Here is a 21,897-nt window from a genome sequence, read left to right as displayed (position 1 = left end):
GGGGATGGCAACCAACCTTGCCGGAAATAAAACCTCATACCGGAGAGAAACGAAAACCGAAGGCGGCTCTGCGGGGCCGCCTTCGGTTTTGGAAGGGGGCAGCCAATGAGCGAAGCCGACCACAAGCGACCGAGGCGGAGGGCGGCGGGCTGGCTTCTCGCCGGGATCCTGCTGCTCGCCCTCTGCGGGGCGATGGCCGCCTTCCAGGCATCGACCGCCGGAAGCGCCGCGTCGGTGGTGCCCAACCCCAGGGGGCAGCCGTTCGGAAGCCTGTCAGCGGCAGCGGTTTCCGCAATGGCTTCGAACGAATCGCCCACCGCGGCAGATGCCGAAGGGGTCGATTGGGATTACTGGCGGGTTGTGAACCCCGCGATCGTCGCGTGGGTGAGCGTCGATGGCACCGCCATCGACTACGCCGTCGTGCAGGCGCCGGGCGGCGACCCCGATTACTACCTGAGCCACGACATCTACCGCTCGTGGAACCCCTACGGATGCCCCTACGTGGACGCGGCGTGCGACGGCGTGGGCGGCATGAGCGCGGTGGTGTTCGGTCACAACATGGGCGGCGGATTCGTGGCGATGTTCGCTGACTTCGCGCGCTACTCGGACGAGGCGTTCGCGCGCTCGCATCCGACCATCGAGCTGCAAACTCCCAACGGGGCCATGGAGCTTTCCGTGTCGGCGGTGGACGTGATCGACGGCAGCGAAAACGCCAAGCGGACGGACTTCTCATCCGCCGACGAGATGCGCGCCTGGTACGCGCAACGCTTCGAGGAGTGCGACGTGCGCATATCGAACGACGAAAACGCTTCGCAGCTGTTCACGTTCGTGACCTGCTCGTACACGACCTACGCGAACGAGAGGACGCTCGTGTACGCGCAGCCCGCGGAAAGCTGACGGCCTCAAAGCGAGAGAAGGGAGCACGGAATGTAAGGGCGATCCGAACGTCCGGCACGCAAACGCAGAAAACGACAACGCAAGGAGAAGAACATGAAAGCACAGGCAACCAACGGCCGCGCTGCGGGCAAGATAATCCGCTGCATGCTCGCGGCCCTCCTCGTCGCGGCGGCGGTGTTCGCGGGGCTTCCTTCGCGCAGCCAAGCGGCATACGCGGCAGACGGCTCGCTCAGCGACGCCACTTGGGAGGAAGTGAAAGGCGGCATAGAAGACCTGATGGGCACGCCCTACGTCTGGGGAGGCAAAGGCACCTCGGGCTGGGATTGCTCGGGGTTCGTCGGCTGGGTCATCGCCAACGTCTACGGGCTGAGCTGGCCCGGCGGAAGCCCCGGCAACTGCGGAACGGACGCCATCGCGGCGTTCTGCGCCGCGCACGAGACGTTCCGCGGCTCGTCGGCGGATGACTACAACGCCGCGTTCGCGGCGGGAACCGTGAAGCCGGGCGACGTCATCGTGTTCTCCAACGCGTCGGGTGCCACCGTGCACTGCGCCATCGCGGGCGAAGGCGCAACGGTCTATCACGCATGGAGCGAACACTTCGGCACCTGCAACGTGCGATTCGACTACATGTGGGGCATCGACGGCGGGCACGGCAAGACCTACGCCAGCTTCGCCGTGTACAGGGGGCTGTCCGAGGGCGGCTTCGTCACGCTCGACAAGACGAGCGCCGATGCGTCGGTGACGGCCGGCAACGGCGAGTACACGCTCGCCGGCGCGGTCTACGGCGTCTACCAGGGCGGAAGCCTCGTGGCGCAGTTCACCACCGACGAGAGCGGCCACGGGCAGACCTCCGAGAAGCTGCCCAACGGCGACTACGTCGTGCGCGAGATCAGCGCGCCAGCGGGCTACGCGCTTTCCCAGGAGGAGTTCCACGTGACGGTCGCCGGCGGCAACGTTCACGTGAACGCGCAAGACGCCCCCGTCACGGTGAATCTCACGCTCATCAAGAAAGACGCCGAAACCTTGCTGCCCGAGCCACAGGGAGCCGCATCTCTCGACGGCGCGGAGTACGAGGCCACCTACCTTCACGGCGGCGAATACGTGACCGCGAAGGGCGTCGTGGAGAACTCGAAGCTGGCTTTCGAGGGCATCCCCCTCGGCACCGTGACCATCAAGGAGACGAAAGCGCCCGCCGGCTACCTGCCCGACCCCGAGGCCCACGAGATAACCGTCACAGCGGACATGGCGGGCAGCGAATCGCCCGTTTTCGAACACGAGGTGGCCGACGAGCTCACTGAGCAGGTCATCCGAGGCGACTTGAAACTCGTGAAGGTCGGCGAGGGCGACCAAGGCCGCATGGCCGGCGTGCCGTTCCTCGTCACCAGCGCCACCACTGGAGAAAGCCACACCATCGTCACCGACGCCAACGGCTGCGCATCCACCGCCGCGTCGTGGAACCCCCACACCGCCGACACCAACGGCGGCACGGCGGAGTCCGGCGTGTGGTTCGGCGGCGGGGAGCCCGACGACGCCTTGGGCGCGCTGCCGTATGACGCCTACATCGTGGAAGAGCAGCCCTGCGAGGCGAACGCCGACCGGGAACTCATCCCCGCGTTCGAGGTGAGCGTGTACCGAGACGGCGCGACCATCGACCTCGGGACGCTGGTGAACTCGGACAAGCCGCACGTCTCCATCTCCAAAGCCGACATCGTGACGGGCGAGGAGCTTCCGGGCGCCACGCTCCAAGTGACCGACGCCGAAGGCAACGTGGTGGACGAATGGGTGTCCGGGGAAGAGCCGCACGAGATCGTGCTCGACGAGGGCTCCTACACCCTGCGCGAGGAGATCGCCCCCGAGGGCTACCTGGTCGCAAACAGCGTGGATTTCGAGGTGGTGTCCGGCCAGGTTTCCCAGAAGGTGACCATGGAGGACGACTTCACCAAGGTCGATGCCGAGAAGGTGGACGCGGAAACGGGCGCGCCGCTTTCCGGGGCGGCCATGCAGGTGCTCGACGCCGAGGGCGCCGTGGTGGAGGAGTGGGTTTCCGCCGAAGAGCCCCACCGCATAGAGAAGCTCGCGCCGGGAACGTACACCTTGCACGAGGAAAGCGCGCCCGAGGGCTATGAGCTGGCGGAGGACGTTGAATTCGAGGTCGAGGCCACGGGCGACGTTCAGACAGTGACCATGGAGGACGAGGCGACCCCTGCGCCCGCAGTCGAAGGGGGCGAGCCCTTCGACAAGACCGGCGTGAACCTCGCGCCCTTGGCCGCCGTCTCGGCCGCCATCGCGGCGGCCGGCTTCGGATGCCTTGCCGTCGCTATGAAGCGGTGCCGCGAGAAGGACGCCGAAGAACTCGGCGAGCGCGAAATCCCCGAGATCCGATGAGAACGCGCGCGGCGGGCGGGCGGCCCGCGAGGGCCATTCGCCACCTGCCGGCTAGCGGTAGATGGAATACCCGGAGGTCGCGCTGTCGAGAGCCGAGAAAACGCCGAAAACGACGAGGCAAACGTAGGCGGCAGCCGCCAGAGCGAAAACGGCGGCCACCAGCCTGAGCAGGGCGAGCAGCTTCCTCATGAAAAACTCCCGTCTATTGGAGGATTTGGCCGATTCTAACCAAGGGGCCCGCGGGAAATCACGCCTGCGAGCGAACCTACGAAGCTTCCGAGGAGGTGACGCGTGGCGAGCACGTACCGGACCATTGAAGAACTCTACCGAACGACCCTCGTCGCTTTGAGCGAAAGCCCCGAGGCGTGGAAGGCGTTCCTCGAATCGGCGGGCCGCAACTACAAGCTGCCCTTCCCGGAGCAGGCGCTCGTCCACGCGCAGCGCCCGGACGCCAAGGCGGTGTTGGAATTGGAGCGCTGGGATGCCCTGTTCGGCCGGCGGGTGAAGCGCGGATCAGTCGGAATCGCCGTGTTCGGAGCCCCGGGAACGGGGCGGTTGCGCTACTACTTCGACGTGTCGGACACGGCGCCCGGGCGCGCCGCCCGCCCGCTGCCGCTTTGGGCTGGCGGCCCGGAGCAGGAGGCGGCCATCGTCGGCGCCCTCCATGAATCCTTCGGGGCTGATGCCAGGAAAGGCACCATCGAGGCCATCGCCGAGGCGGCGAGCGCCGCCGTACGCGAAAACGCGGAATCGGCCGTCGCGGCCATCGGGGAAGCGCGCGGCGGAAGCGGCCTGGAACGCCTCGAAGCCCCCGAGGCCGGGGATCTGCTTCTGGAGCTCGCGGCGGCATCTGCCGCCTACGAGGCGGCGTCGCGCTGCGGCATCGAAGGCGGCGCGCTCATCACGCCGCGCGCGGCGGACGCCCTGCCGATGTTCGGCACGGTCCGGGCGATGAACGCGCTCGGCTGCCGCACGGCAAGCGCCGCCGCAGCCGTCCTGCGCACGATAGCCCCCGCGATGCGGGAAAGAGCCCCGGAAGCATCCCATCGCACGTTTGCGCCCTTGGCCGCCGCCGTCCATAATCCGGCAAAAGAGCCCGATGAAAGGAGAGGCGATGGAGATGGCGTACAGGGAGGGCGGTGGTCTTCTGCTGCCGACCCTGGCAACGGAAGAGGAAGCGGCGGCGAACCTGGGGCCGTTCGCGCTGATGAGGGACGAATACCTGAGATCGAGCAAGCCCGAGCTGCGGGCGGACCTGCTGGCGCAGGGGGCGCTGGCGAGGCACCTGGCCGAGACGGAAGCCCTCGCGGAGGCGATGGCGGACGACCTGGCGGCCCGCGTGGCGAAGAGCAGGGGGTTGGACGAAGCGGCGAAGGTGGCGGATCCGGCAGCGTGGGCGGCGAAGATGGCCGAGGCGGCGGCAGCGGCCCGCGAAGCGGCGGCGATGAAGGTCGTGTACGCCTAGAAAAGCAGCGCGGCCAAGAGAAAACCAAGACAAGCCGAAGGGAGGCGGGCGACAAGCCCGCCTCCCGCCGTTCCGAGGCAAAGCCGCCCGAACGGGGCCAGCTGGCTTTCTCGTTCGACGATGGGGCAAATGAGTATCCCGAACAGCTCGCCACCCCGCTCGGGCGGCTGCGCGGCAACATCGCGGCCATCGAAGCGCTCGTCGCCGTCGAGGGGGAAGGCCGCCCGCCCGACGCCGCAGAGCGCGAAGCGCTCGCGCGCTACGTGGGCTGGGGCGGCCTCGCCGACGCGTTCGACGAGGAATCGGGGAAATGGGCGCACGAGAAGGCCCGGCTGCGCCAGCTGCTCTCCGACGGGGAGTACGCGGCGGCGCGCGCCTCCACGCTCACGGCGTTCTACACCCCGCAGGAGATCGCGCGCCCCATATGGGAGGCCATCCGGGGCATGGGGCTTTCGGGCGGCAGGGTGCTGGAGCCGTCATGCGGCACGGGCGCGTTCTTCGCCGCCATGCCGGAGGCGCTTGCGGGCTGCCGCCTCGTCGGCGTGGAGCTCGACGGCCTGACCGCGCGCATCGCCCGCGCCCTCCATCCGTCCGCGGAGATCATCCACGGCGGCTTCGAGCACGCAGACCTCGACGACGAATCGTTCGACGTCGCGGTGGGAAACGTGCCCTTCGGCAGCTACCAGGTCGACGATCCCCGCCATCGGGACGAGGGGCTGCTCGTGCACGATTGGTTCTTCGCGAGGGCGCTCGACTTGGTGAGGCCGGGAGGCATCGTGGCTTTCGTCACGTCCAAAGGCACGCTCGACAAGAAGAATCCCGCCGCCCGCAGAAGGATCGCCGAGCGCGCCGAGCTCGTGGGAGCGGTCCGCCTGCCCAACACGGCCTTCTCGCCGCATGCCGAAGTCACGGCGGACGTGGTCATCCTCCAGAAGCGCGAGCGCGCCGAGGTCTGCGAGCCCGAATGGGCGCACACCGAGCGCGTCGAGGCGGGCATCGACGTGAACTCCTACTTCGCATCCCACCCCGACATGGTGCTCGGCGAGCTCGCCGCGACGACGAACGCCTACGGGCGGGCGGACTCCGAATGCAGGCCGAAGCCCGGCACCGACTTGGAAGAAGCGCTGCGCGAAGCCCTCGGCAAGATGACCGCCCGCATCCCCGAATGGGATGCGCCCGAAAGCGAGCCCGGCGACGCCATCCCCGCAGACCCGGACGTGCGCGACTGGTCCTACGCCGAATCTGGCGGCGCCCTCTACTTCCGCATGGGTCCCCTCATGCACCGGCAGAATCCCTCGAAGGCGGCCGCTGAGCGAATCGGGGGAATGATCCCCCTACGGGATTGCGCCCGACGGCTCATAACGCTCGAAAAGGACGGCGCGCCCGATGCGGAGGTGGAGGCTGAGCGCGCAAGGCTCAACGCGCTCTACGACGCCTACGCGGCGAAGCACGGCATCCTGAACTCGCGCGCGAACGCCGCCGCGCTCAAGCAGGATTCCTCCTACCCGCTGCTGTGCGCATTGGAGATCCTCGACGGCGAGGGGAACTTCGAGCGCAAGGCGGACATGTTCTCCAAGCGCACGATACGGCCCAACGCGCCCGTGACGCACGCCGACGACCCCCAGGCGGCGCTGGCTGCCTCGCTGTCTGAACGCGGACGGGTCGATCTGCCCTACATGGCGAGGTTGACCGGAATGGGGGAAAACGAACTGGCCGAAGCGCTGAAAGGCGCCATATTCCGCGTTCCCACGGCGACCGGAGAGCAGCCCGTCTGGCAGCCCGCCGACGAATACCTCTCCGGCAACGTGCGGGCGAAGCTGCGCATCGCCGAGCTGACGGCCGCGTCCGACCCCTCGTACATTCCCAATATCGAGGCGCTGCGCTGCGCCCAGCCGCCCGATTTGGGGGCGGCCGAGATAAGCGTGCGCCTCGGAGCGACGTGGATCCCCGCCGACGACGTGCGTGAGTTCGTGCTCCACCTGCTCGACCCGCCCTACTGGGTCCGCGAACAGGTGGCCGTGAGGTATTCCGCCGCCACGGCGCAGTGGCGCATCGAGGGCAAGGGCCGCGACGGCTCGAACGTGCGCGCGCTGTCGACCTACGGCACGCGCCGCATGAGCGCCTACCACATCATCGAGGAGACGCTCAACCTCAAGGACGCGCGCGTGGTCGATTACGTCGAGGACGAAAACGGCAAGAAGAAACCCGTCCTCAACAAGAAGGAGACGGCGGTGGCGCTCGCCAAGCAGGAGGCCATCAAGGCGGCCTTCAAGGAGTGGGTGTTCTCAGACCAGGCGCGCAGGGAGAGGCTGGTCGCCGCCTACAACGAGCGGTTCAACGCCATCCGCCCGCGCGAGTTCGACGGCTCGCACCTGGCGTTTCCCGGCATGAACCCCGAGATAGAGCTGAGGCCGCACCAGAGAAACGCCGTCGCCCGCATCCTCTACGGGAAAAACGCGCTTCTCGCCCACGAGGTGGGAGCGGGCAAGACATTCACCATGGCGGCGGCCGCCATGGAATTGCGGCGCATAGGGCTTTGCTCCAAGCCCCTGTTCGTCGTGCCGAACCACCTCACGGGGCAGTGGGCGTCGGAATGGCTGAGGCTCTACCCCGCCGCCAATTTGCTGGTGGCCACCAAGCGCGACTTCGAGCGGCGCAACCGCAGGCGCTTCTGCGCCCGCATCGCCTCGGGGGACTGGGACGGCGTGATCATGGGGCACACCCAGTTCGAGAAGATACCCGTATCGGTGGAGCGTCAGCGAGCGTTCATAGAGAGCCAGATCGCCGAGCTCTCCGACGGCATAGCCGAGATCAAGGCGCAGCACGGCGAACGGTTCAGCGTGAAGCAGATGGAGATCACGAAGAAGCGCCTGAACGTGAGACTCGCCAAGTTCGCTGACCAAACCGACAAGGACGACGTGCTCACGTTCGAGGAGCTCGGCGTCGACCGGATCTTCGTGGACGAGGCCCACTACTACAAGAACCTGTTCTTCCACACCAAGATGCGAAACGTCAGCGGCATCGCCCAGAGCGAGGCCATGAAGTCTTCCGACCTGTTCATGAAGTGCCGCATCCTCGACGAGCAGACCGGCGGACGCGGCACGGTGTTCGCCACGGGCACGCCGGTGTCCAACTCGATGGCGGAGCTCTACACCATGCAGCGCTACCTGCAATACGGCGAGCTGGAGCGCTTGGGGTTTTCCCACTTCGACTGCTGGGCGTCCACGTTCGGCGAGACAGTGACGGCATTGGAGCTGGCCCCCGAAGGCACGGGCTATCGGCAGAAAACGCGCTTCTCGCGCTTCTATAACCTACCCGAGCTCATGTCCATGTTCAAACAGGTCGCCGACGTGCAGACGGCGGACACGCTGGCGCTTCCCACGCCCAAGGTGCATCTGCGCAACGTGGCGGTGCAGCCCTCCCCCGTCCAGCGCGAGCTGGTGGCGGGGCTCGCCGAGCGCGCCGAGGCGGTGAGGGCGGGCAGTGTGCCCGCCGAGAAGGACAACATGCTCCTCATCACCAACGACGGCCGCAAGATAGCCCTCGACCAACGCCTCGCCGACCCCGCGCTGCCCGACTTCGAGGGCAGCAAGGTGAACGCTTGCTGCGAGAACGTGCTGCGCATATGGCGCGACGGCGCCGAGGAAAGGCTCACCCAGCTCGTGTTCTGCGACCTCTCCACCCCGAAGGGCGACGGGTCCTTCAACGTGTACGACGATCTGCGCCGCAAGCTCGTGGCGCGCGGCGTGCCCGAGGGCGAGGTGGCGTTCATCCACGACACCGACACCGAGGCGAAGAAGCTCGCCCTCTTCGGGAAGGTGAACGCCGGAGCCGTGCGCATCCTCATGGGGTCCACGCAGAAGATGGGCGCGGGCACCAACGTGCAGCGCAGGCTCGCCGCCATCCACGACCTCGACTGCCCGTGGCGCCCCGCCGACCTCCAGCAGCGCCTCGGGCGCATCGAGCGCCAGGGCAACATGAATGCCGAGGTGGAGGCGTACCGCTACGTCACCGAAGGCACCTTCGACGCGTACCTCTACCAGCTCGTAGAGGGAAAGCAGCGATTCATAGCGCAGGTCATGACCTCGAAGTCGCCCGTTCGCACAGCCGCCGACGTTGACGAGGCGGCGCTTTCCTACGCCGAGCTCAAAGCGCTCGCCACGGGAAACCCGCTCGTCAAGGAGCGCATGGGCCTCGATGTCGAGGTGTCCCGCCTGCGGATGCTGAAGGCCGACCACCTAGCGCAGAAGTACGCGCTGGAGGACAAGGCCGCCAAGGACTACCCGCAGCGCATGGCGTCGCTGTCGGCGCGCCTCGAATCGCTGGAGGCCGATGTCGCGAAGGCAAGGGCGAACCCGCCGCCGACGAAGGAGGCATTTTCGATGGAAGTGCGCGGCACCGCCTTCCGGGAGCGTGCGGCGGCAGGCGAGGCGGTGCTCGCGGCGCGCGGCGAGATGACCGAGACGGGGGCCATGCCGCTCGGGTCGTACCGGGGGTTCTCCCTGGAGTTGACGTTCGACCGCATGAGCGCGGCGTTCGAGATGCGCATCGTCGGCGAAGCCGAGCACAAATGCGAGCTGGGCGGTGATGCGGCAGGCGCCGTGACGAGGCTGGACAACGCCATCGCCAAGATGGGCGCGGAGGCTGACGAGTGCCGCGCGCGCCTCGAAGAAGCCCGCAGGCAGATGGAGGCTGCGCGCACCGAGGCCACCAAACCTTTTCCCCACGAAGGCGAGCTGAAAGAGAAGTCCGCCCGCCTCGCGGAGCTCGACGCCCTGCTCGACGTGGGAAAAAGCGGCCCCGAGCAGCTGTGCGACGACGGTCATGAGCCGGAACGTGCCGAAAAGAAAAAGGAGTTCGAACGGTGAGGGCGCACACCGCGCCGCGCGAGATGCGCCTCATCGCCGGCAAACCGGAATCGGTCGATGGAGCGCCTTGGCGGCAACGCCGGGGCATTCCTTTTCGCGAAGGGGGAATGTTTATGAAAGTGCTCGAACTGTTCAGCGGAACGCGCTCCATCGGCGAGGCGTTCGAAAAGCGGGGCCACGAGGTGTTCTCGGTGGAGTGGGACGAATCGCTGCCCGCCGACCTCCACGCCGACATCGAGTTCCTGAAAGCGCCGGACGTCCTGCGCGCATTCGGCCGGCCCGACGTGGTGTGGGCGTCGCCGGACTGCGCCACGTTCTCCATGGCGGGCATATCGCGCCACAGGCGCAAGAACGCCAACACCGGCAACCTGGACCCCGTGAGCGACTACGCGCTCAAATGCGACCGGGTGGATCTGGCGATGCTCCGCCTCATCCGCGATCTGAGGCCGGCGCTCTACTTCATAGAGAACCCGCGCGCGGGCCTGCGCAAGCAGGACATGATGGCGGTCATCCCCCGCCACACCGTCACCTACTGCCAATACGGCGCGAGGGCCATGAAGCCGACCGACATATTCACGAACGCCTCCGACCCGCGATTCTGCCCGCCGTGCCGCAACGGGGCGCCCTGCCACGAGTCGGCGCCGCGCGGGTCGAAGTCCGGCACGCAGGGCCTGGCGAACGCGCGCGAGCGCGGGCGCATCCCCGAGAGGCTGTGCCTGCACATCGTTGACGTGTGCGAGCGCGAGGTGCCCATCCGAAAGGCGGCGGGGCTATGCCGGTGAAAAGCGCGGCAGCAGCGCCGCCAGGCGGCTTCACCGGCGCCGGCGGGGCGGCCTTCTCGTCGGCGCGCGACGACTGGGAGACCCCCGCGTGGCTGTTCTCGGCGCTCGATTCCGAGTTCCACTTCACCCTTGACGCGGCGAGCTCGGACGCCAACGCCAAATGCGAAAGGCACCTCACCAAACGAGACGACGGGCTCGCGGCTGACTGGGGCGGCGAGAGAGTGTGGGTGAATCCGCCCTACGGCCGGGGCGTCGGGGCATGGGCGCGCAAGGCGGCAATCGAGGGCGCCAAGCCGCGCACGACGGTCGCGCTGCTGGTGGCGGCGCGCACGGACACCGAGTGGTTCCTCCGTTACATCCTCGGCCATGCAGAGATAAGGCTCGTTCGCGGCCGCATCAGGTTCGAGCTCGCCGGCGTCGCTCAGGGCCCCGCGCCCTTTCCGAGCATGGTCGCCGTGTTCGGGGAGGGCGCCGCCCCCGGCAAGGTGTCGTCAATAGCCAACGCCGCAGCGCGCGGCGGGAAGGGGGCTTCGTGAGGTACGTGAGCCTTTTCTCAGGCATAGAGGCGGCGAGCTGCGCGTGGGGGCCGCTCGGCTGGGAGGCGGTCGCCTTCAGCGAGATCGACCCGTTCTGCAACGCGGTTCTCGCTACTCGCTTCCCGAGCGTGCCCAACCTGGGAGATATATCGAAGGTCGAGTGGAAGGAGATGCGTGGCGAGATCGACGTTGTCATCGGCGGAAGCCCGTGCCAGAGCTTTTCCGTCGCCGGAAAGAGAACGGGGCTCAAAGGCGAGTCGGGCCTCATGCTCGAATTTATTCGAGCTGTACGTGAGGTCATGCCGAGATGCTTTGTCTGGGAGAACGTCCCGGGAGCGCTCTCGAGCGAGAACGGGGAGGCTTTCCGATGCCTGCTCCGGGCGATGGATGAGGTCGGGTACGGTCTGGCATGGAGAATTCTGGACGCGCAATTCTTCGGCTTGGCCCAGCGACGCGAGCGTGTCTTTCTTGTCGGAGTGCTTGGAAGCGCCGCCCGTGCCTGCGAGGTACTATTTGAGCCCCACTGCATGCGCTGGGATCATCCGCCGGGCAAGGAGAAGAGGGCGCTCCTTGCCGCCGCAGCTGGAGGAGGCGCTCGAACGGCAGGCTTCAAGTACTCCGCCGCCCCCGCCAGCGGGTCGGTAGGCCACGCCGCCGAGCAATCGCCCACCCTCACGGCCGACTGGCACGCGCCCGCCGTCTACGGCATCGTTGGCAACTCCATAGGCCGAAAGCCTGAAAACGGGGGCAATGGCGCGGGCTTCTGCGACCCCGACGAGAAAGGCATGTACACCCTCACCGCCGCCGACCGCCACGCCGTGGCCCTGCCTGCGGGCGGGCCGCCGCGCGAGGCCCTGTGCCTCGCGTCCACCCATGCGAACGCGCACGTGGGCGACGGCCTGTGCGGGTGCCTCACGGCGAACGCCGCCAAGGGGCCGCCCATGGCGTGCCTTTCGGGGGACGCGGCCAACGCGGCGTGCGACGTGGACCTGGCGGGCACGCTGAAGGTGGGCGGCTCCCCGTCGTGCGTGGGCCCCGTCGCGGCGTTCGCCCAGAACACGCGCGACGAGGTGCGCTTCGTCGGCGGGTCGGGCAGCCACGTGGGCGCGCTCGCCGCGCATCCCGGCGTCAAGCAGGCGAGCCACGTCCTGCAGGGTCCGGCGGTCAGGCGGCTCACGCCGTTGGAGTGCGAGAGGCTGCAAGGCTTCCCGGACAACTGGACGAACGTGGAGTTCCGCGGCAAGCCGGCTCCGGACGGCCGTCGTTACAAAGCCCTCGGAAACGCCATGGCCGTCCCGGTCGTCAAATGGATCGGCGAGAGGGTGGAGAAGGCCGTTTAGCCTCGGCGAAAGAGCGGGCCTCTTCCAGGGTCCGCCTGTCCTTCGCTACGACGAAGCGGACGAAGTCCGCCTCGAAGTAGGCGGCGTTGAGCCTGACGACATCGCGCGCGCCGAGCAGCTCGCAACCTCCCATCCCCCGACGGGGGCCGGGGCCGTAGATGACGGCCGCATTCGGGCTGATAGGGCAGTACAGAGAGGAGAGGCGATCCCGCCCCCCTGTTTCCCGAACAACGGGGAGGACGGGGAAAGACGCGGTGGCGAACGAGGCGCACCCGGGCGCGCGCAGGACGATCCCCTCCATTTCGAGCAGCTCTCCTACGATGAGCCCTTGGTAGGACCCGTCGCCCGTATCTAGCAGCAGGCGGCGCGTGACGCCTTCCGCCGCCACCCCCTCGAACGCGCCCTCGTGCCCCAGAGCCCTCATAAGGTCGCGATACGGAGAGAGGTCTTCTTCCGAAGCCGACAACATAAGCTCATTCCGGAGGGGCTTGAACACGCTGGGATGGCGAGCAATCGCATTCGCCACAAAAGACGCGATGATTCTCGCGTCGTCATCGCCGACGCACGTGAACGGGGCGTTCGGCACGCACAGGGCCGCCACCCTTTTCAGGACGGGGGCAAAAGCGCTCTCCAGTTCGCAGAGGCCGTCCTCAGTGTAGTTCGGATAGACGAATTTCCCCTTGTACCAGTTGGGGTCGTTCGATAGGGATTCGTACAGGTACCTCTCCGCACAGAAATCGCCAACCGAGGGTGTAAATATTCCCCCCGACTCCTTATCTAGCGCGAACACCGTGTCGCCGCTCCCGCAAAACCCACGCAAGTAGAACTTCGGAACGTAATGCTGCTTCTTCTTTTTCGGCCCTTTTGTGTTCATGGAAGTCACCGCCAAACCGAGCTCCGCCGTCGGGCAAACGAGGGCGATCTGCCGGACGTCGGTTCGGAAGACGCAGTTGAAGCGACGTGAGAGCCAACCAAGCCCAAAAAACTAGAGCCAATCCCAGCGGGATTGGCCCATACAAAACCCGAAGGTTTTTGAATCTGAGGTTATGGTGCCATCAGCCGAGCGCCTTGTCAATGAGATTCGCCAGAAACCTCAGGTACGACACGAACCCGTTCTGGACGCCGTAGCTCTCGCACGTGCCGAGAAGACTCGCGCGCAGCCCTTCCAGCAGCGCCGTCGAACGGGGACAGAGCGCCGGCCCTCCCAATCGGTCGAACATCACGAGCGTCTCGAGGAGCTGCTGCATACGACGGTTCCTTAACTTGGCGCGGCGCGTCTTGCTGTTGCCGACGCCTTTCTCGGCGAGCCAATCGTAGACCAGGCTGGAAAGCGCGTAATCGCACTCGTTGGAGCCGTCCATCCCGTTGACTATGCAGCTGCCGTGGGAACAGCAGTTCCTCACGGCCTTCACGCCCTTGAGGATGTAGTGCTCCTCCCGCATGACGGCGTCGTCCCATCGCTCGGAGCAGAACAGGCAGAAGGCCAGCGCCGTTCCGAACGTGACCACCTCCAAAAACGCCCATACGGGCATCGCGTCTCGGTAATGGCCGATGATGCGCCCGGTGTAAACGTCGCCGACGATGCCGGCGGACATGCGCGAGGAGAGATCCCGCTCGATGTAGCTGCGGTATCTCCTCTGTTGCGCCCTCATGAAATCGGCGACTATGCCGTAGCCGTCCTCGTCGTCGAGCCTGGAGGCGCGCGTCACCATGGAGGTCTTGGCCAGCCGCTCCACGTCTTGCGAGACAGCTAGGAACGCCTTGCGGAGCTCGTCGTCGAGCGCATCGAGAGCCAGCAGGTCGGCGAAGTCAAGCCTCACGTACTTCCCCCGGTCGTCGCCGGACGCGTGCTTCTGGAACAGCCTGCGGCATGACGCGAGGTGCACGAAGGTTCCCCGGCGGGCCAAAGCGTCCGCGGCTTGCTCCTCGCCGCATCGCTCGAACGAGACGCCTTTCGCCTTCAGAAGCGCAACCTGCTCCTCCGGGTTCAGCATCGGCTTGAGCCCCGTCACCTCGTGCGCGCCCTCCCCGATGCTCCATGCAGTGTATGTTTCACTCGGATTCACCATGCCCGCCATTCTACCCCTTTCAGCGTCTCTTGGGCACGCCGCGTTCCGCGCATCTCGAATCGGCATGGCGAAGCGAAGGCGAATGGGGGCACGCCGCGCCGCTCCGGCGGCCACAGGCAAATCCGAAGACAAGAAAAGGACGAAAACATGCCATACGTCGACCCTGAAATCATCGCTGAAGTGAAGCGGGTTGACCTGCTTACTTACCTGCAAGAGCGCGAACCCGACGAGCTGGTGCGCATTTCGCCCGGCGTCTACTGCACGAAGGAACACGACAGCCTTAAGATCTCCAACGGCAAGTGGTTCTGGTGGAGCCGGGATCTCGGCGGCAGGAGCGCGCTCGACTTCCTCGTCAAAGTGCGCGACATGGCCTTCCTCGACGCCGTGGAGCATCTGCGGGCCGACCGCCCTGCCGTTGCGAGAGCATCCCCGCCCGCGCATGCCGCCCCACCGGCGAGCGCGCCGCGCCCGGCGTTTCGCCTCCCACGCCGGTGCGCCGACGACGATGCGATGCGGTACCTCGAATCGCGCGGCATCTCGCGCAGCCTGCTGAAGGGCCTCGTGGATGCCGGAGACGTCTACGGCACCATGCGCGGCGGGGTCGCGTGCGCGGTGTTCGTCGGCAGGGACCGCACGGGCGTTCCGAGGTACGCGGCCTTGCGCTCGTGCGAGGGAGGCTTCAAGGGCGAGGCTCCCAGATCCGACAAGCGCTTCGCGTTCTCCCTGCAAAGCGTCCGAAACAACGGCGTGCTCCATGTTTTCGAGAGCGCCATAGACGCGCTTTCCTACGCGACCATCCTCGAGCACGAGGGCAAGCAGACGGCCAGCTTGGGGATGCTGTCCCTCGGCGGGGTGTCGGTCCCCCATGCGCGCAACGGAGCCCCGAAGCTGCCGCTCGCCCTCGCGCAGCATCTTGACGACCGCCCATACATCGCCTCGTTGGCCTTGCATCTCGACAACGACGAGGCGGGCAGGCGGGCCGCCCGCGAGATCGCGCGCGCAGCCGCTTCTCGCGGCGTGGCGGCGTCGATGGAGCCTCCCCCGGAGGGTAAGGACGTGAATGAGTTCCTCTTGGCCCGCCGCTCCAGAGGCCGAGCGCCCGACAGGGGAAGGTGATCTTTCTTTCGGCGGGTTGCGAAGTCCGCCGCCGAGGCGGCGGAAAACCGTCGCGTACCAGCAAGCAACGCCGAGCGCTGGCGCTCGGCAGACGCAGGGGGCACCCCCTGCAACCCCGCGAAGGGAGGCGGCGAATGGAAAGGCGCACGCGCAAGGCCACGGTGAGGCTCACGGAGGAAGAGCTGGCGCGGCTCAAAGAGGCGGCGCGCAGGGCGGGCTGGTCGCAGGAGGCGTACCTGCGCGCGCTCATAGGGGGCATCGACCCGAGGCCGAAGCCGCCGCCCGACTACCTGGCGATGACCCGCGAGCTGCACGCCATCGGGAACAACCTCAACCAGATCGCGCGCAAGGCCCACGCCCTCGGCACCGTGGACGCCGCCCGCTACGACGCCGAGGCGCGAAGGCTCGAAGCCGCGCTCCGCGAGATCGTGGCGGCGGTCAAAGAGCCGGGAAGGAGGCGATGAGGTGGCCGTCACGTCGATTTGGAAGGTCGAAGGGCGCCTGGCGCGCGTGCTCGGGTACGCCGGGAACCCGGACAAGGCCGAAGGCTCGCCCGACGAGTGGGAGCTCCAGGGCGTGGGCGCCGCCATCCTCTACGCCGCCGACCCCGGCAAGACTGAGCGGCAGCTGTACGTGACCGGCGTCAACTGCCTGCCCGCCACGGCGCTGGAAGAGATGAACGCGACCAAGCGCCAATACGGCAAGACGGGCGGCATCGTGGCCTTCCACGGATACCAGGCGTTCGCGCCCGGCGAGACCGACCCCGCCACGGCCCACGAGGTGGGCGTCGCCCTCGCCCAAGAGCTGTGGGGCGGCCGCTTCGAGGTTGTGGTGGCCACCCATCTGGACAAGGCCCACCTCCACAACCACTTCGTGGTCAACTCTGTGTCCTTCGCCGACGGCAGGCGCTTCCACCGAGACGCCGCCTGCTACCGCGCGATGCGCGAAGCGTCCGACGAACTGTGCCGGGAGCATGGTCTTTCGGTGGTGGAGAGCCCCGGGCGCGGCGGCGCGCGCCACCACGCCGAATGGCGCGCCGAGCGCGAGGGGCGCCCCACGTGGCGCTCGCTCGTGAAGGCCGACGTGGACGAGGCCGTAGGGCGTGCGGCGAGCATGCGCCAGTTCCACGCGAACCTGCGCGCGATGGGCTACGACGTGAAGGTGGGCAAGGACATATCGGTGCGCCCGCCCGGCAAGGAGCGTTTCGTGCGCCTGCGCCGCAATTTCGGGGACGCGTACTCGCAGGAGGGCATCGGCGCGCGCATCCTCGCCAACAGCCGCCAGCGCCTGCCCCTCGGCAGGCCGAGGCCCGCTCCCAAGGAGCGCCCGCCCGTGCCGAAGGGCACGCTCGTGAGCCTGTACCGCAGGTACATGGCGCTGCTCAACGGCGCGAAGAGGCAGAGGGCGCCAGGCGGGCGGGCGCATTTCCTGCTGCGCGAGGATCTGCGCGAACTCGAAGCCATATCGGGGGAGCTCGCGCTGCTCGCGCGCGAGGGGATAGAGACGCGATCCCAGCTGGCGGCATACGAAAGAGCCTTGGCCGACAAGTCCGAGGCGCTGCAGGCCGAACGCCGCGCGCTGCGCAACGAGGCGAGGCGCTCCAAGGCGGCGGGATCCCCCGCGCCCCCAAACCCCCGCATCGCCGAGATAGCGTCGGAGCTGCGGGGCGCAAGGCGCGAGGCGCGCGCCTGCGCGCGCATCCGGGCAAGAAGCGCCGAGCTGCCGGCCCGCATCGCGCAGATCGAGGGCGCCGAAGCGAACAGAGAGGAAAGGCAGGTGGAAGGTCATGGACGCATCGAGCGAGGCTGCTGAGCAGATCGTGAGGATGACGCTCGAGGGAACCGAGGTGGCGCTGCGCATCACGGGCGCCGGCGCGAAGAACGCGGCCGCCATGCTGCTGGCGGCCGCGGCGAGCAACGAGAAAACCAAGGGCAGGGCGCGGCTTTCGGCGATGCTCAAATCGGGCCGTGAGCTGCGCGTGTTCCCCATCCGCTTTGACGATCTGAAAGGGTTCGCGAAGGAGGCCCGACGCTACGGCATCGCATACGCCGTCGTGAAGCAGAAGGACGGCGAATCCGTCGATCTTCTGGTGCGGACCGAGGACGCGAGCAAGGTGAACCGCATCGCGGAGAGGCTCGGCCTGTGCCGCATGAGAGACGACGCCCGCGAAGCGCCCGAGCCGCGCGAGGGGAATCGGCACGATGGGCGCGCGCACGCCGCGCAGGCGCCGCGCGCACCCGAACAAGCTGCGGCGCTCCTCGATGATTTGCTGGCATCGCCGGGCGACAGCGACGCCTCCCCTTTAGCGCAAGCCCCGGCGGAAAGCCGTCCGTCAGGGCCTACATCCGCGAGAAAACGGCTCTCAGAAAAGGATGGTGAGGCAGCGCGCAAGCGCTGCGGCAGGCTGTCCGTGCGCGCGGAGATGCGCGCCATATCGGCGGCACGCGAAATGAGCGGCGAAGCGCATGCGACTCGCAAGCCCATGGCGCGCGCCCTGGAGAAAGGAAGGTAGAGCATGCAAGATATCTACCGGATGATGGAAGAACGCAGTAGCCGGGAATTCGCGCCGGAAGGCGAGTTCGACAAGCAAGCGTGGGCGGAGCGGAAGCAGAGCGAGCGCCAAGAGGCATTCGACCGCGCCGACGCCGCCGCGCTGCGCGCGAATTCGGATCCAGCGGCGCTGGAGACGTACATGCGGGTGGCGGCGCAGCTGCCCCACCATTCCGCCACGAACATCCTGCTCATAGCCGACCGCATACCGAACGCGACGCGCGTCGGCACGGCTGAGCATTGGCGCAGGCAGGGAGCGTCGGTGAGGCGCGGGCAGAAGGCGATCCCCATCATCGAACCCGTCAAGGAGTACGTGCGCGACGACGGCAGCATCGGCGTCTTGTACGACGTGCGCAAGGTGTTCGACGTGTCGCAGACCACCGCGCGGCCATGCCTGCCGCGCAGAGTGGACCCTCACGCCGCGCTCGCGGCGCTGGTCGCTCGCTCGCCGACGAGAATAGAGCCGGTTGACGACCTCGGCGGCGTCCCCGCCGAGTACGATCACGCCTCGGGGGCCATACGGGTGCAGCGAGGGCTCGATGAGCCGCAGCTGCTCTCGGCGCTGATAGTCGAGGCGGCGCATGCCAGCATGGCGCTCGGCCTCGATGCCTACGACAGGGAGACGCACGCCGCGAAGGCCGACCTCGCGGCGGGCATAGCCGCCCGCCGCCTGGGACTCGAATGTTCGGGAGCCGTCGCCGCGCCCGCGCCACCGGAAGCGAGCGCGCGCGAGGTGAGGGACGCCTTGGGCGAGATCGGCAAGGCCGCGCGCGACGTGTCGGAGCGCATGGCCCCGCCCGAAAGGCGGCGCGACAGGTCGGAGGGCAGATGAGGCCCCCGACGGCTGGCGAGGCGGCAGCCGCCGCGCTCGCCGCGCCGCTGGCGGCGTGGGCGGGGTTCGTCGCCGCCCCCGCCTTGGACGGCGGGGGGTCGCTCGCCTCGCTCATCGCGGCGTTCTCGGATCCCTTTTCGACGAAGCCCACGGCGGGCGGCGCGCGATGGGCGCTGCTGTTCCTGGTCCTGTATGCCGCCTGCGCGGCGGCGTGGCTGCTCACCCGGCGCAACCTGCGCCCCGGCGAGGAGCACGGCAGCGCCCGGTGGGGTGACGCCCGCCGCATCTGCCACCGCTACCGGGGGCGCGACCCCGCAGGCGACAAGCTGCTCACGCGCAATTTTCGCATGAGCTACGACACCCACGCCCACAGGCGCTCGATGAACACGCTCGTGGTGGGCGGCTCGGGCGCAGGCAAAACGCGCGGGTTCAGCCTGCCCAACGCCTGCCAGGCCAACACATCGATGGTGGTGCTCGACCCGAAGGGCGAGATCGTGCGCGCCGTGGGCGGGCTGCTCGAATCGAGGGGCTACGAGGTGCGCGTGCTCGACCTCGTGCGCATGGAGAGGTCCCACTGCTACAACCCGCTTTCCTACATCGAGTCGGACGCGGACGCGCAGCGGCTCAACACCAACCTGTTCAAGGCGACGACTCCCAAGGGCGCGCAGAGCCAGGATCCTTTCTGGGACACGGCCGCCGGGATGCTGCACCTGGCGCTTCTGCTTTACCTCGTGCACGAGGCACCGCCCGAGGAGCGCAACTACGCCACCCTCATGGAGATGCTGCGCGCCGGCGAGGTGCGCGAGGACGACGACGATTACGCCTCGGTGCTCGACGAGCTGTTCGACCGGCTGGAGATGAGGGACCCTGGCCACATCGCGCTCAAATACTACCGCAGCTACCGCTCCGGCTCGGCCAAGACGCTCAAATCCATCCAGGTGACGCTCGCCTCCAGGCTGGAGAAGTTCAACCTCGACGCCCTGGCGTCGCTCACCGCCACAGACGAGCTCGACCTGCCGTCGCTCGGGGAGCGCAAGGTGGCCCTGTTCGCAGTCATACCCGACAACGACACCAGTTTCAACTTCCTGGTGTCCGTCCTCTACACGCAGCTGTTCCAGCAGCTTTTCGCGCTCGCGGACGGAAAACACGGCGGGCAGCTGCCCGTGCACGTGCACTTCCTCATGGATGAGTTCGCCAACGTGAGCTTACCCAATGATTTTGAGAAGATACTCTCCACCATGCGCGGGCGCGGGGTGTCCGCGTCGATCATCATCCAGAACATGGCGCAGCTGCGGGCGCTGTTCGACAAGCAGTGGGAGTCCATCGTCGGCAACTGCGACGAGTTCCTGTACCTGGGCGGCAACGAGCAATCCACCCACAAGTACGTCAGCGAGCTTCTGGGCAAGGAGACCATCGACCTCGACACGCACGGCAGGACCACCGGGAGGGGCGGCAGCTGGTCCACCAACCAGCAGATCTCGGGGCGCGAGCTCATGACGCCCGACGAGGTGCGCATGCTCGACAACTCCCGCGCGCTGCTCTTCGTGCGCGGCGAGCGCCCCATCATCGACTTAAAGCTCGACATAGCGCGGCATCCCGCCGCGCGGCTCACCCCCGAGGGCGGCGCGCCGCCCTACGAGCACGGCGCCTGCCCGCTGGCAAGCGCCGCCGTGGCGCCCTACGAAGGCGTTGCCCCCGCGAGCGCGCAGGCCGCGCCTGCGGGCTGCGTCGTGCTCGACGGGGAGGAGGCCGAGGCAGCGCTCGCGGCGGAGGCGGCGGGCGGGAAAGGAGAACCAACGCATGAGAAAGACCACTGAGGGGAAGAAGGCCCGCCCCGCAGCCCGCGCGCGGCTCATGGCGGCAATCGCCGTCTGCGCCGCTTCGGCCTTGGCGCTGGAGCCGCCCGCCGCGTTCGCGGCGACCGACCCGATAGCGGCGGTGGACAACCTCTCCACGTTCATCTTCGGGCTCATCAGGAGCGTCGGGCTCATCCTGCTCGGCTTCGGCGTGGTGCAGGTGGGCATGTCGCTCAAGAGCCACGACCCGTCCCAGCGCGCCAACGGCTTCCTGACCCTGGCGGGCGGCGTGGTCATCACGTTCGCGAAGGAAATCTTGGATATCATCGTCGGATAGGCCCGTCGCGCGGGCCCCGAAAGGAGGCGGGCCGTTGGATTCGGACAACTGGGTGGTCAGCAACCTCCAGGGAGCGCTCGACACGTGGAACGAGAAGATGGGCGAGATCGTGGGGTTGCTCACGGCGTCGCCCGCCGACTTCCGGGGCGGCGGGATATGGGACGCGGTGCTCTCCATCCACGGCGCCGTGCAGGCGGTGGCGCTCGCGCTCCTCGTGCTGTTCTTCCTGTCGGGCCTCGTGAAGACCTGCGGCTCGTTCGCCGAGGCCAAGCGCCCGGAGGTGGTGTTGAAGCTGTTCGTGCGGTTCGTGCTGGCGCACGCCGCCGTCGTCTACGGGCTTGAGCTCATGATGGCGTTCCTCGACGTGGTGCAGGGGCTCATCGGCGACATGATGGATGCTGCGGGCTTTGCGTCGGCCGCGCCCGCCGCGCTGCCTGGCGAGATGGTGGAGGCCATCGAGGACGTGGGCTTCCTCGACGCCATACCCCTGTGGGCGGTGACGTTGCTCGGCGGGCTGCTCGTCACGGTGCTCTCGTTCATCATGATACTGGCGGTGTACGGCAGGTTCTTCAAGATATACATGTACACCGCGCTCGCGCCCATACCCCTGTCCACCTTCGCGGGCGAGCCGAGTCAGTCGGTCGGCAAGGCGTTCCTCAAAAGCTACGGGGCCGTGTGCCTCGAGGGTGCGGTCATCCTGCTCGCATGCGTCATATTCTCGCTGTTCGCATCGGCGCCGCCGGTGGTGGATGCCGAGGCTCCCGTGGTCACGCAGGTGTGGTCGTACGTGGGAGAGCTTGCCTTCAACATGCTGGTGCTCACGGGCATGGTCAAGATGGCCGACCGCGTGGTGCGCGAGATGATGGGGCTTTGACGCCCCTCCCCTTTCCCGAAACAACCGAACGAACACATTGCCCGCGCCGC

General features: G+C 67.6%; 18 protein-coding genes. 15 read left to right on the top strand and 3 right to left on the bottom strand.

The genetic code is table 11. From position 1 onward, the window contains the following. The first annotated feature begins 105 nt into the window (after positions 1 to 105). Together ACW4LP_RS09045 and ACW4LP_RS09040 are read left to right on the top strand one after the other, a co-directional pair. A complete protein-coding gene (locus ACW4LP_RS09045; protein ID WP_009305538.1) occupies positions 106 to 897 on the top strand; it encodes a class B sortase in 792 nt (263 codons plus the stop codon). Positions 898 to 990: 93 nt separating this feature from the next. Beyond that, the gene (locus tag ACW4LP_RS09040) at positions 991 to 3,282 is read left to right on the top strand and encodes a SpaA isopeptide-forming pilin-related protein (RefSeq protein WP_009305537.1); all 2,292 of its coding nucleotides are present in this window, start codon (positions 991 to 993) and stop codon (positions 3,280 to 3,282) included. Between the two features lie 51 nt (positions 3,283 to 3,333). Here the strand turns inward: ACW4LP_RS09040 and ACW4LP_RS09035 are convergent, their stop codons facing one another. Then, the gene (locus ACW4LP_RS09035) at positions 3,334 to 3,471 is read right to left on the bottom strand and encodes a hypothetical protein (protein ID WP_009608915.1); all 138 of its coding nucleotides are present in this window, start codon (positions 3,469 to 3,471) and stop codon (positions 3,334 to 3,336) included. A gap of 910 nt (positions 3,472 to 4,381) precedes the next feature. Here ACW4LP_RS09035 and ACW4LP_RS09030 point away from each other — a divergent pair. The 5 genes from ACW4LP_RS09030 (at position 4,382) to ACW4LP_RS09010 (ending at position 12,273) form a co-directional block, all read left to right on the top strand. Beyond that, positions 4,382 to 4,747, top strand: coding sequence for a TnpV protein (locus ACW4LP_RS09030; protein ID WP_139912926.1), 366 nt, complete (start codon positions 4,382 to 4,384; stop codon positions 4,745 to 4,747). Further along, positions 4,675 to 9,615 carry an N-6 DNA methylase gene (locus ACW4LP_RS09025; RefSeq protein ID WP_224768026.1) on the top strand — a complete coding sequence of 1,647 codons (4,941 nt, stop codon included), beginning with the start codon at positions 4,675 to 4,677 and terminating at the stop codon, positions 9,613 to 9,615. Before ACW4LP_RS09030 ends, ACW4LP_RS09025 begins: the two co-directional genes overlap by 73 nt. Before the next feature lie 113 nt (positions 9,616 to 9,728). Beyond that, complete coding sequence (locus tag ACW4LP_RS09020) at positions 9,729 to 10,397, top strand: DNA cytosine methyltransferase (RefSeq protein ID WP_173011775.1); 669 nt, start codon at positions 9,729 to 9,731, stop codon at positions 10,395 to 10,397. After that, positions 10,388 to 10,933 (top strand): DNA N-6-adenine-methyltransferase, encoded by a 546-nt coding sequence (locus tag ACW4LP_RS09015; protein WP_009305534.1) that lies wholly within the window; start codon positions 10,388 to 10,390, stop codon positions 10,931 to 10,933. Before ACW4LP_RS09020 ends, ACW4LP_RS09015 begins: the two co-directional genes overlap by 10 nt. Further along, the gene (locus tag ACW4LP_RS09010) at positions 10,930 to 12,273 is read left to right on the top strand and encodes a DNA cytosine methyltransferase (RefSeq protein WP_009305533.1); all 1,344 of its coding nucleotides are present in this window, start codon (positions 10,930 to 10,932) and stop codon (positions 12,271 to 12,273) included. The genes ACW4LP_RS09015 and ACW4LP_RS09010 overlap by 4 nt, the downstream gene beginning before the upstream one ends. On the opposite strand, the gene ACW4LP_RS09005 is transcribed toward ACW4LP_RS09010, so the two are convergent. Both ACW4LP_RS09005 and ACW4LP_RS09000 read right to left on the bottom strand, forming a co-directional pair. Next, complete coding sequence (locus tag ACW4LP_RS09005) at positions 12,236 to 13,156, bottom strand: DUF4238 domain-containing protein (RefSeq protein WP_223901145.1); 921 nt, start codon at positions 13,154 to 13,156, stop codon at positions 12,236 to 12,238. The genes ACW4LP_RS09010 and ACW4LP_RS09005 overlap by 38 nt on opposite strands. Positions 13,157 to 13,328: 172 nt before the next feature. Then, positions 13,329 to 14,351 (bottom strand): Abi family protein, encoded by a 1,023-nt coding sequence (locus ACW4LP_RS09000; protein ID WP_009305531.1) that lies wholly within the window; start codon positions 14,349 to 14,351, stop codon positions 13,329 to 13,331. A gap of 138 nt (positions 14,352 to 14,489) precedes the next feature. On the opposite strand from ACW4LP_RS09000, the gene ACW4LP_RS08995 reads away from it, so the two are divergent. The 8 genes from ACW4LP_RS08995 (at position 14,490) to ACW4LP_RS08960 (ending at position 21,847) form a co-directional block, all read left to right on the top strand. Further along, on the top strand, positions 14,490 to 15,458 hold the full coding sequence (locus ACW4LP_RS08995) for a toprim domain-containing protein (RefSeq protein ID WP_009305530.1): 969 nt from the start codon (positions 14,490 to 14,492) through the stop codon (positions 15,456 to 15,458). Between the two features lie 134 nt (positions 15,459 to 15,592). Continuing rightward, a complete protein-coding gene (locus tag ACW4LP_RS08990; RefSeq protein ID WP_009305529.1) occupies positions 15,593 to 15,922 on the top strand; it encodes a MobC family plasmid mobilization relaxosome protein in 330 nt (109 codons plus the stop codon). 1 nt (position 15,923) lies between these two features. Further along, positions 15,924 to 17,270, top strand: a complete 1,347-nt coding sequence (locus tag ACW4LP_RS08985; RefSeq protein WP_009305528.1) for a relaxase/mobilization nuclease domain-containing protein — start codon at positions 15,924 to 15,926, stop codon at positions 17,268 to 17,270. After that, positions 17,245 to 17,970 carry a PcfB family protein gene (locus ACW4LP_RS08980; RefSeq protein WP_009305527.1) on the top strand — a complete coding sequence of 242 codons (726 nt, stop codon included), beginning with the start codon at positions 17,245 to 17,247 and terminating at the stop codon, positions 17,968 to 17,970. Before ACW4LP_RS08985 ends, ACW4LP_RS08980 begins: the two co-directional genes overlap by 26 nt. Positions 17,971 to 17,973: 3 nt before the next feature. Beyond that, positions 17,974 to 18,840, top strand: coding sequence for an ArdC-like ssDNA-binding domain-containing protein (locus ACW4LP_RS08975; protein ID WP_009305526.1), 867 nt, complete (start codon positions 17,974 to 17,976; stop codon positions 18,838 to 18,840). Further along, on the top strand, positions 18,837 to 20,657 hold the full coding sequence (locus ACW4LP_RS08970; protein ID WP_009608917.1) for a VirD4-like conjugal transfer protein, CD1115 family: 1,821 nt from the start codon (positions 18,837 to 18,839) through the stop codon (positions 20,655 to 20,657). Before ACW4LP_RS08975 ends, ACW4LP_RS08970 begins: the two co-directional genes overlap by 4 nt. After that, positions 20,641 to 20,973, top strand: a complete 333-nt coding sequence (locus ACW4LP_RS08965; protein ID WP_009305525.1) for a hypothetical protein — start codon at positions 20,641 to 20,643, stop codon at positions 20,971 to 20,973. Before ACW4LP_RS08970 ends, ACW4LP_RS08965 begins: the two co-directional genes overlap by 17 nt. Positions 20,974 to 21,007: 34 nt before the next feature. Continuing rightward, positions 21,008 to 21,847, top strand: coding sequence for a hypothetical protein (locus tag ACW4LP_RS08960; RefSeq protein WP_009305524.1), 840 nt, complete (start codon positions 21,008 to 21,010; stop codon positions 21,845 to 21,847). Positions 21,848 to 21,897 lie beyond the last annotated feature (50 nt).

The sequence above is a fragment of the Adlercreutzia sp. CNCM I-6215 genome (genome assembly GCF_977072315.1).
Note: the sequence above shows the minus strand (reverse complement) of the source record. Positions and strands in the feature narration are given on the sequence as shown.

What these genes read in the sequence shown, in the direction of transcription:
- ACW4LP_RS09015 (WP_009305534.1), top strand. Translation starts at nt 10,388, where the DNA reads ATGCCGGTGAAAAGCGCGGCAGCAGCGCCGCCAGGCGGCTTCACCGGC.
- ACW4LP_RS08970 (WP_009608917.1), top strand. Translation starts at nt 18,837, where the DNA reads ATGAGGCCCCCGACGGCTGGCGAGGCGGCAGCCGCCGCGCTCGCCGCG.
- ACW4LP_RS09030 (WP_139912926.1), top strand. Translation starts at nt 4,382, where the DNA reads ATGAAAGGAGAGGCGATGGAGATGGCGTACAGGGAGGGCGGTGGTCTT.
- ACW4LP_RS09035 (WP_009608915.1), bottom strand. Translation starts at nt 3,471, where the DNA reads ATGAGGAAGCTGCTCGCCCTGCTCAGGCTGGTGGCCGCCGTTTTCGCT.
- ACW4LP_RS08975 (WP_009305526.1), top strand. Translation starts at nt 17,974, where the DNA reads ATGCAAGATATCTACCGGATGATGGAAGAACGCAGTAGCCGGGAATTC.
- ACW4LP_RS09040 (WP_009305537.1), top strand. Translation starts at nt 991, where the DNA reads ATGAAAGCACAGGCAACCAACGGCCGCGCTGCGGGCAAGATAATCCGC.
- ACW4LP_RS09000 (WP_009305531.1), bottom strand. Translation starts at nt 14,351, where the DNA reads ATGGCGGGCATGGTGAATCCGAGTGAAACATACACTGCATGGAGCATC.
- ACW4LP_RS08980 (WP_009305527.1), top strand. Translation starts at nt 17,245, where the DNA reads ATGGACGCATCGAGCGAGGCTGCTGAGCAGATCGTGAGGATGACGCTC.
- ACW4LP_RS08990 (WP_009305529.1), top strand. Translation starts at nt 15,593, where the DNA reads ATGGAAAGGCGCACGCGCAAGGCCACGGTGAGGCTCACGGAGGAAGAG.
- ACW4LP_RS08965 (WP_009305525.1), top strand. Translation starts at nt 20,641, where the DNA reads ATGAGAAAGACCACTGAGGGGAAGAAGGCCCGCCCCGCAGCCCGCGCG.
- ACW4LP_RS08995 (WP_009305530.1), top strand. Translation starts at nt 14,490, where the DNA reads ATGCCATACGTCGACCCTGAAATCATCGCTGAAGTGAAGCGGGTTGAC.
- ACW4LP_RS09045 (WP_009305538.1), top strand. Translation starts at nt 106, where the DNA reads ATGAGCGAAGCCGACCACAAGCGACCGAGGCGGAGGGCGGCGGGCTGG.
- ACW4LP_RS09020 (WP_173011775.1), top strand. Translation starts at nt 9,729, where the DNA reads ATGAAAGTGCTCGAACTGTTCAGCGGAACGCGCTCCATCGGCGAGGCG.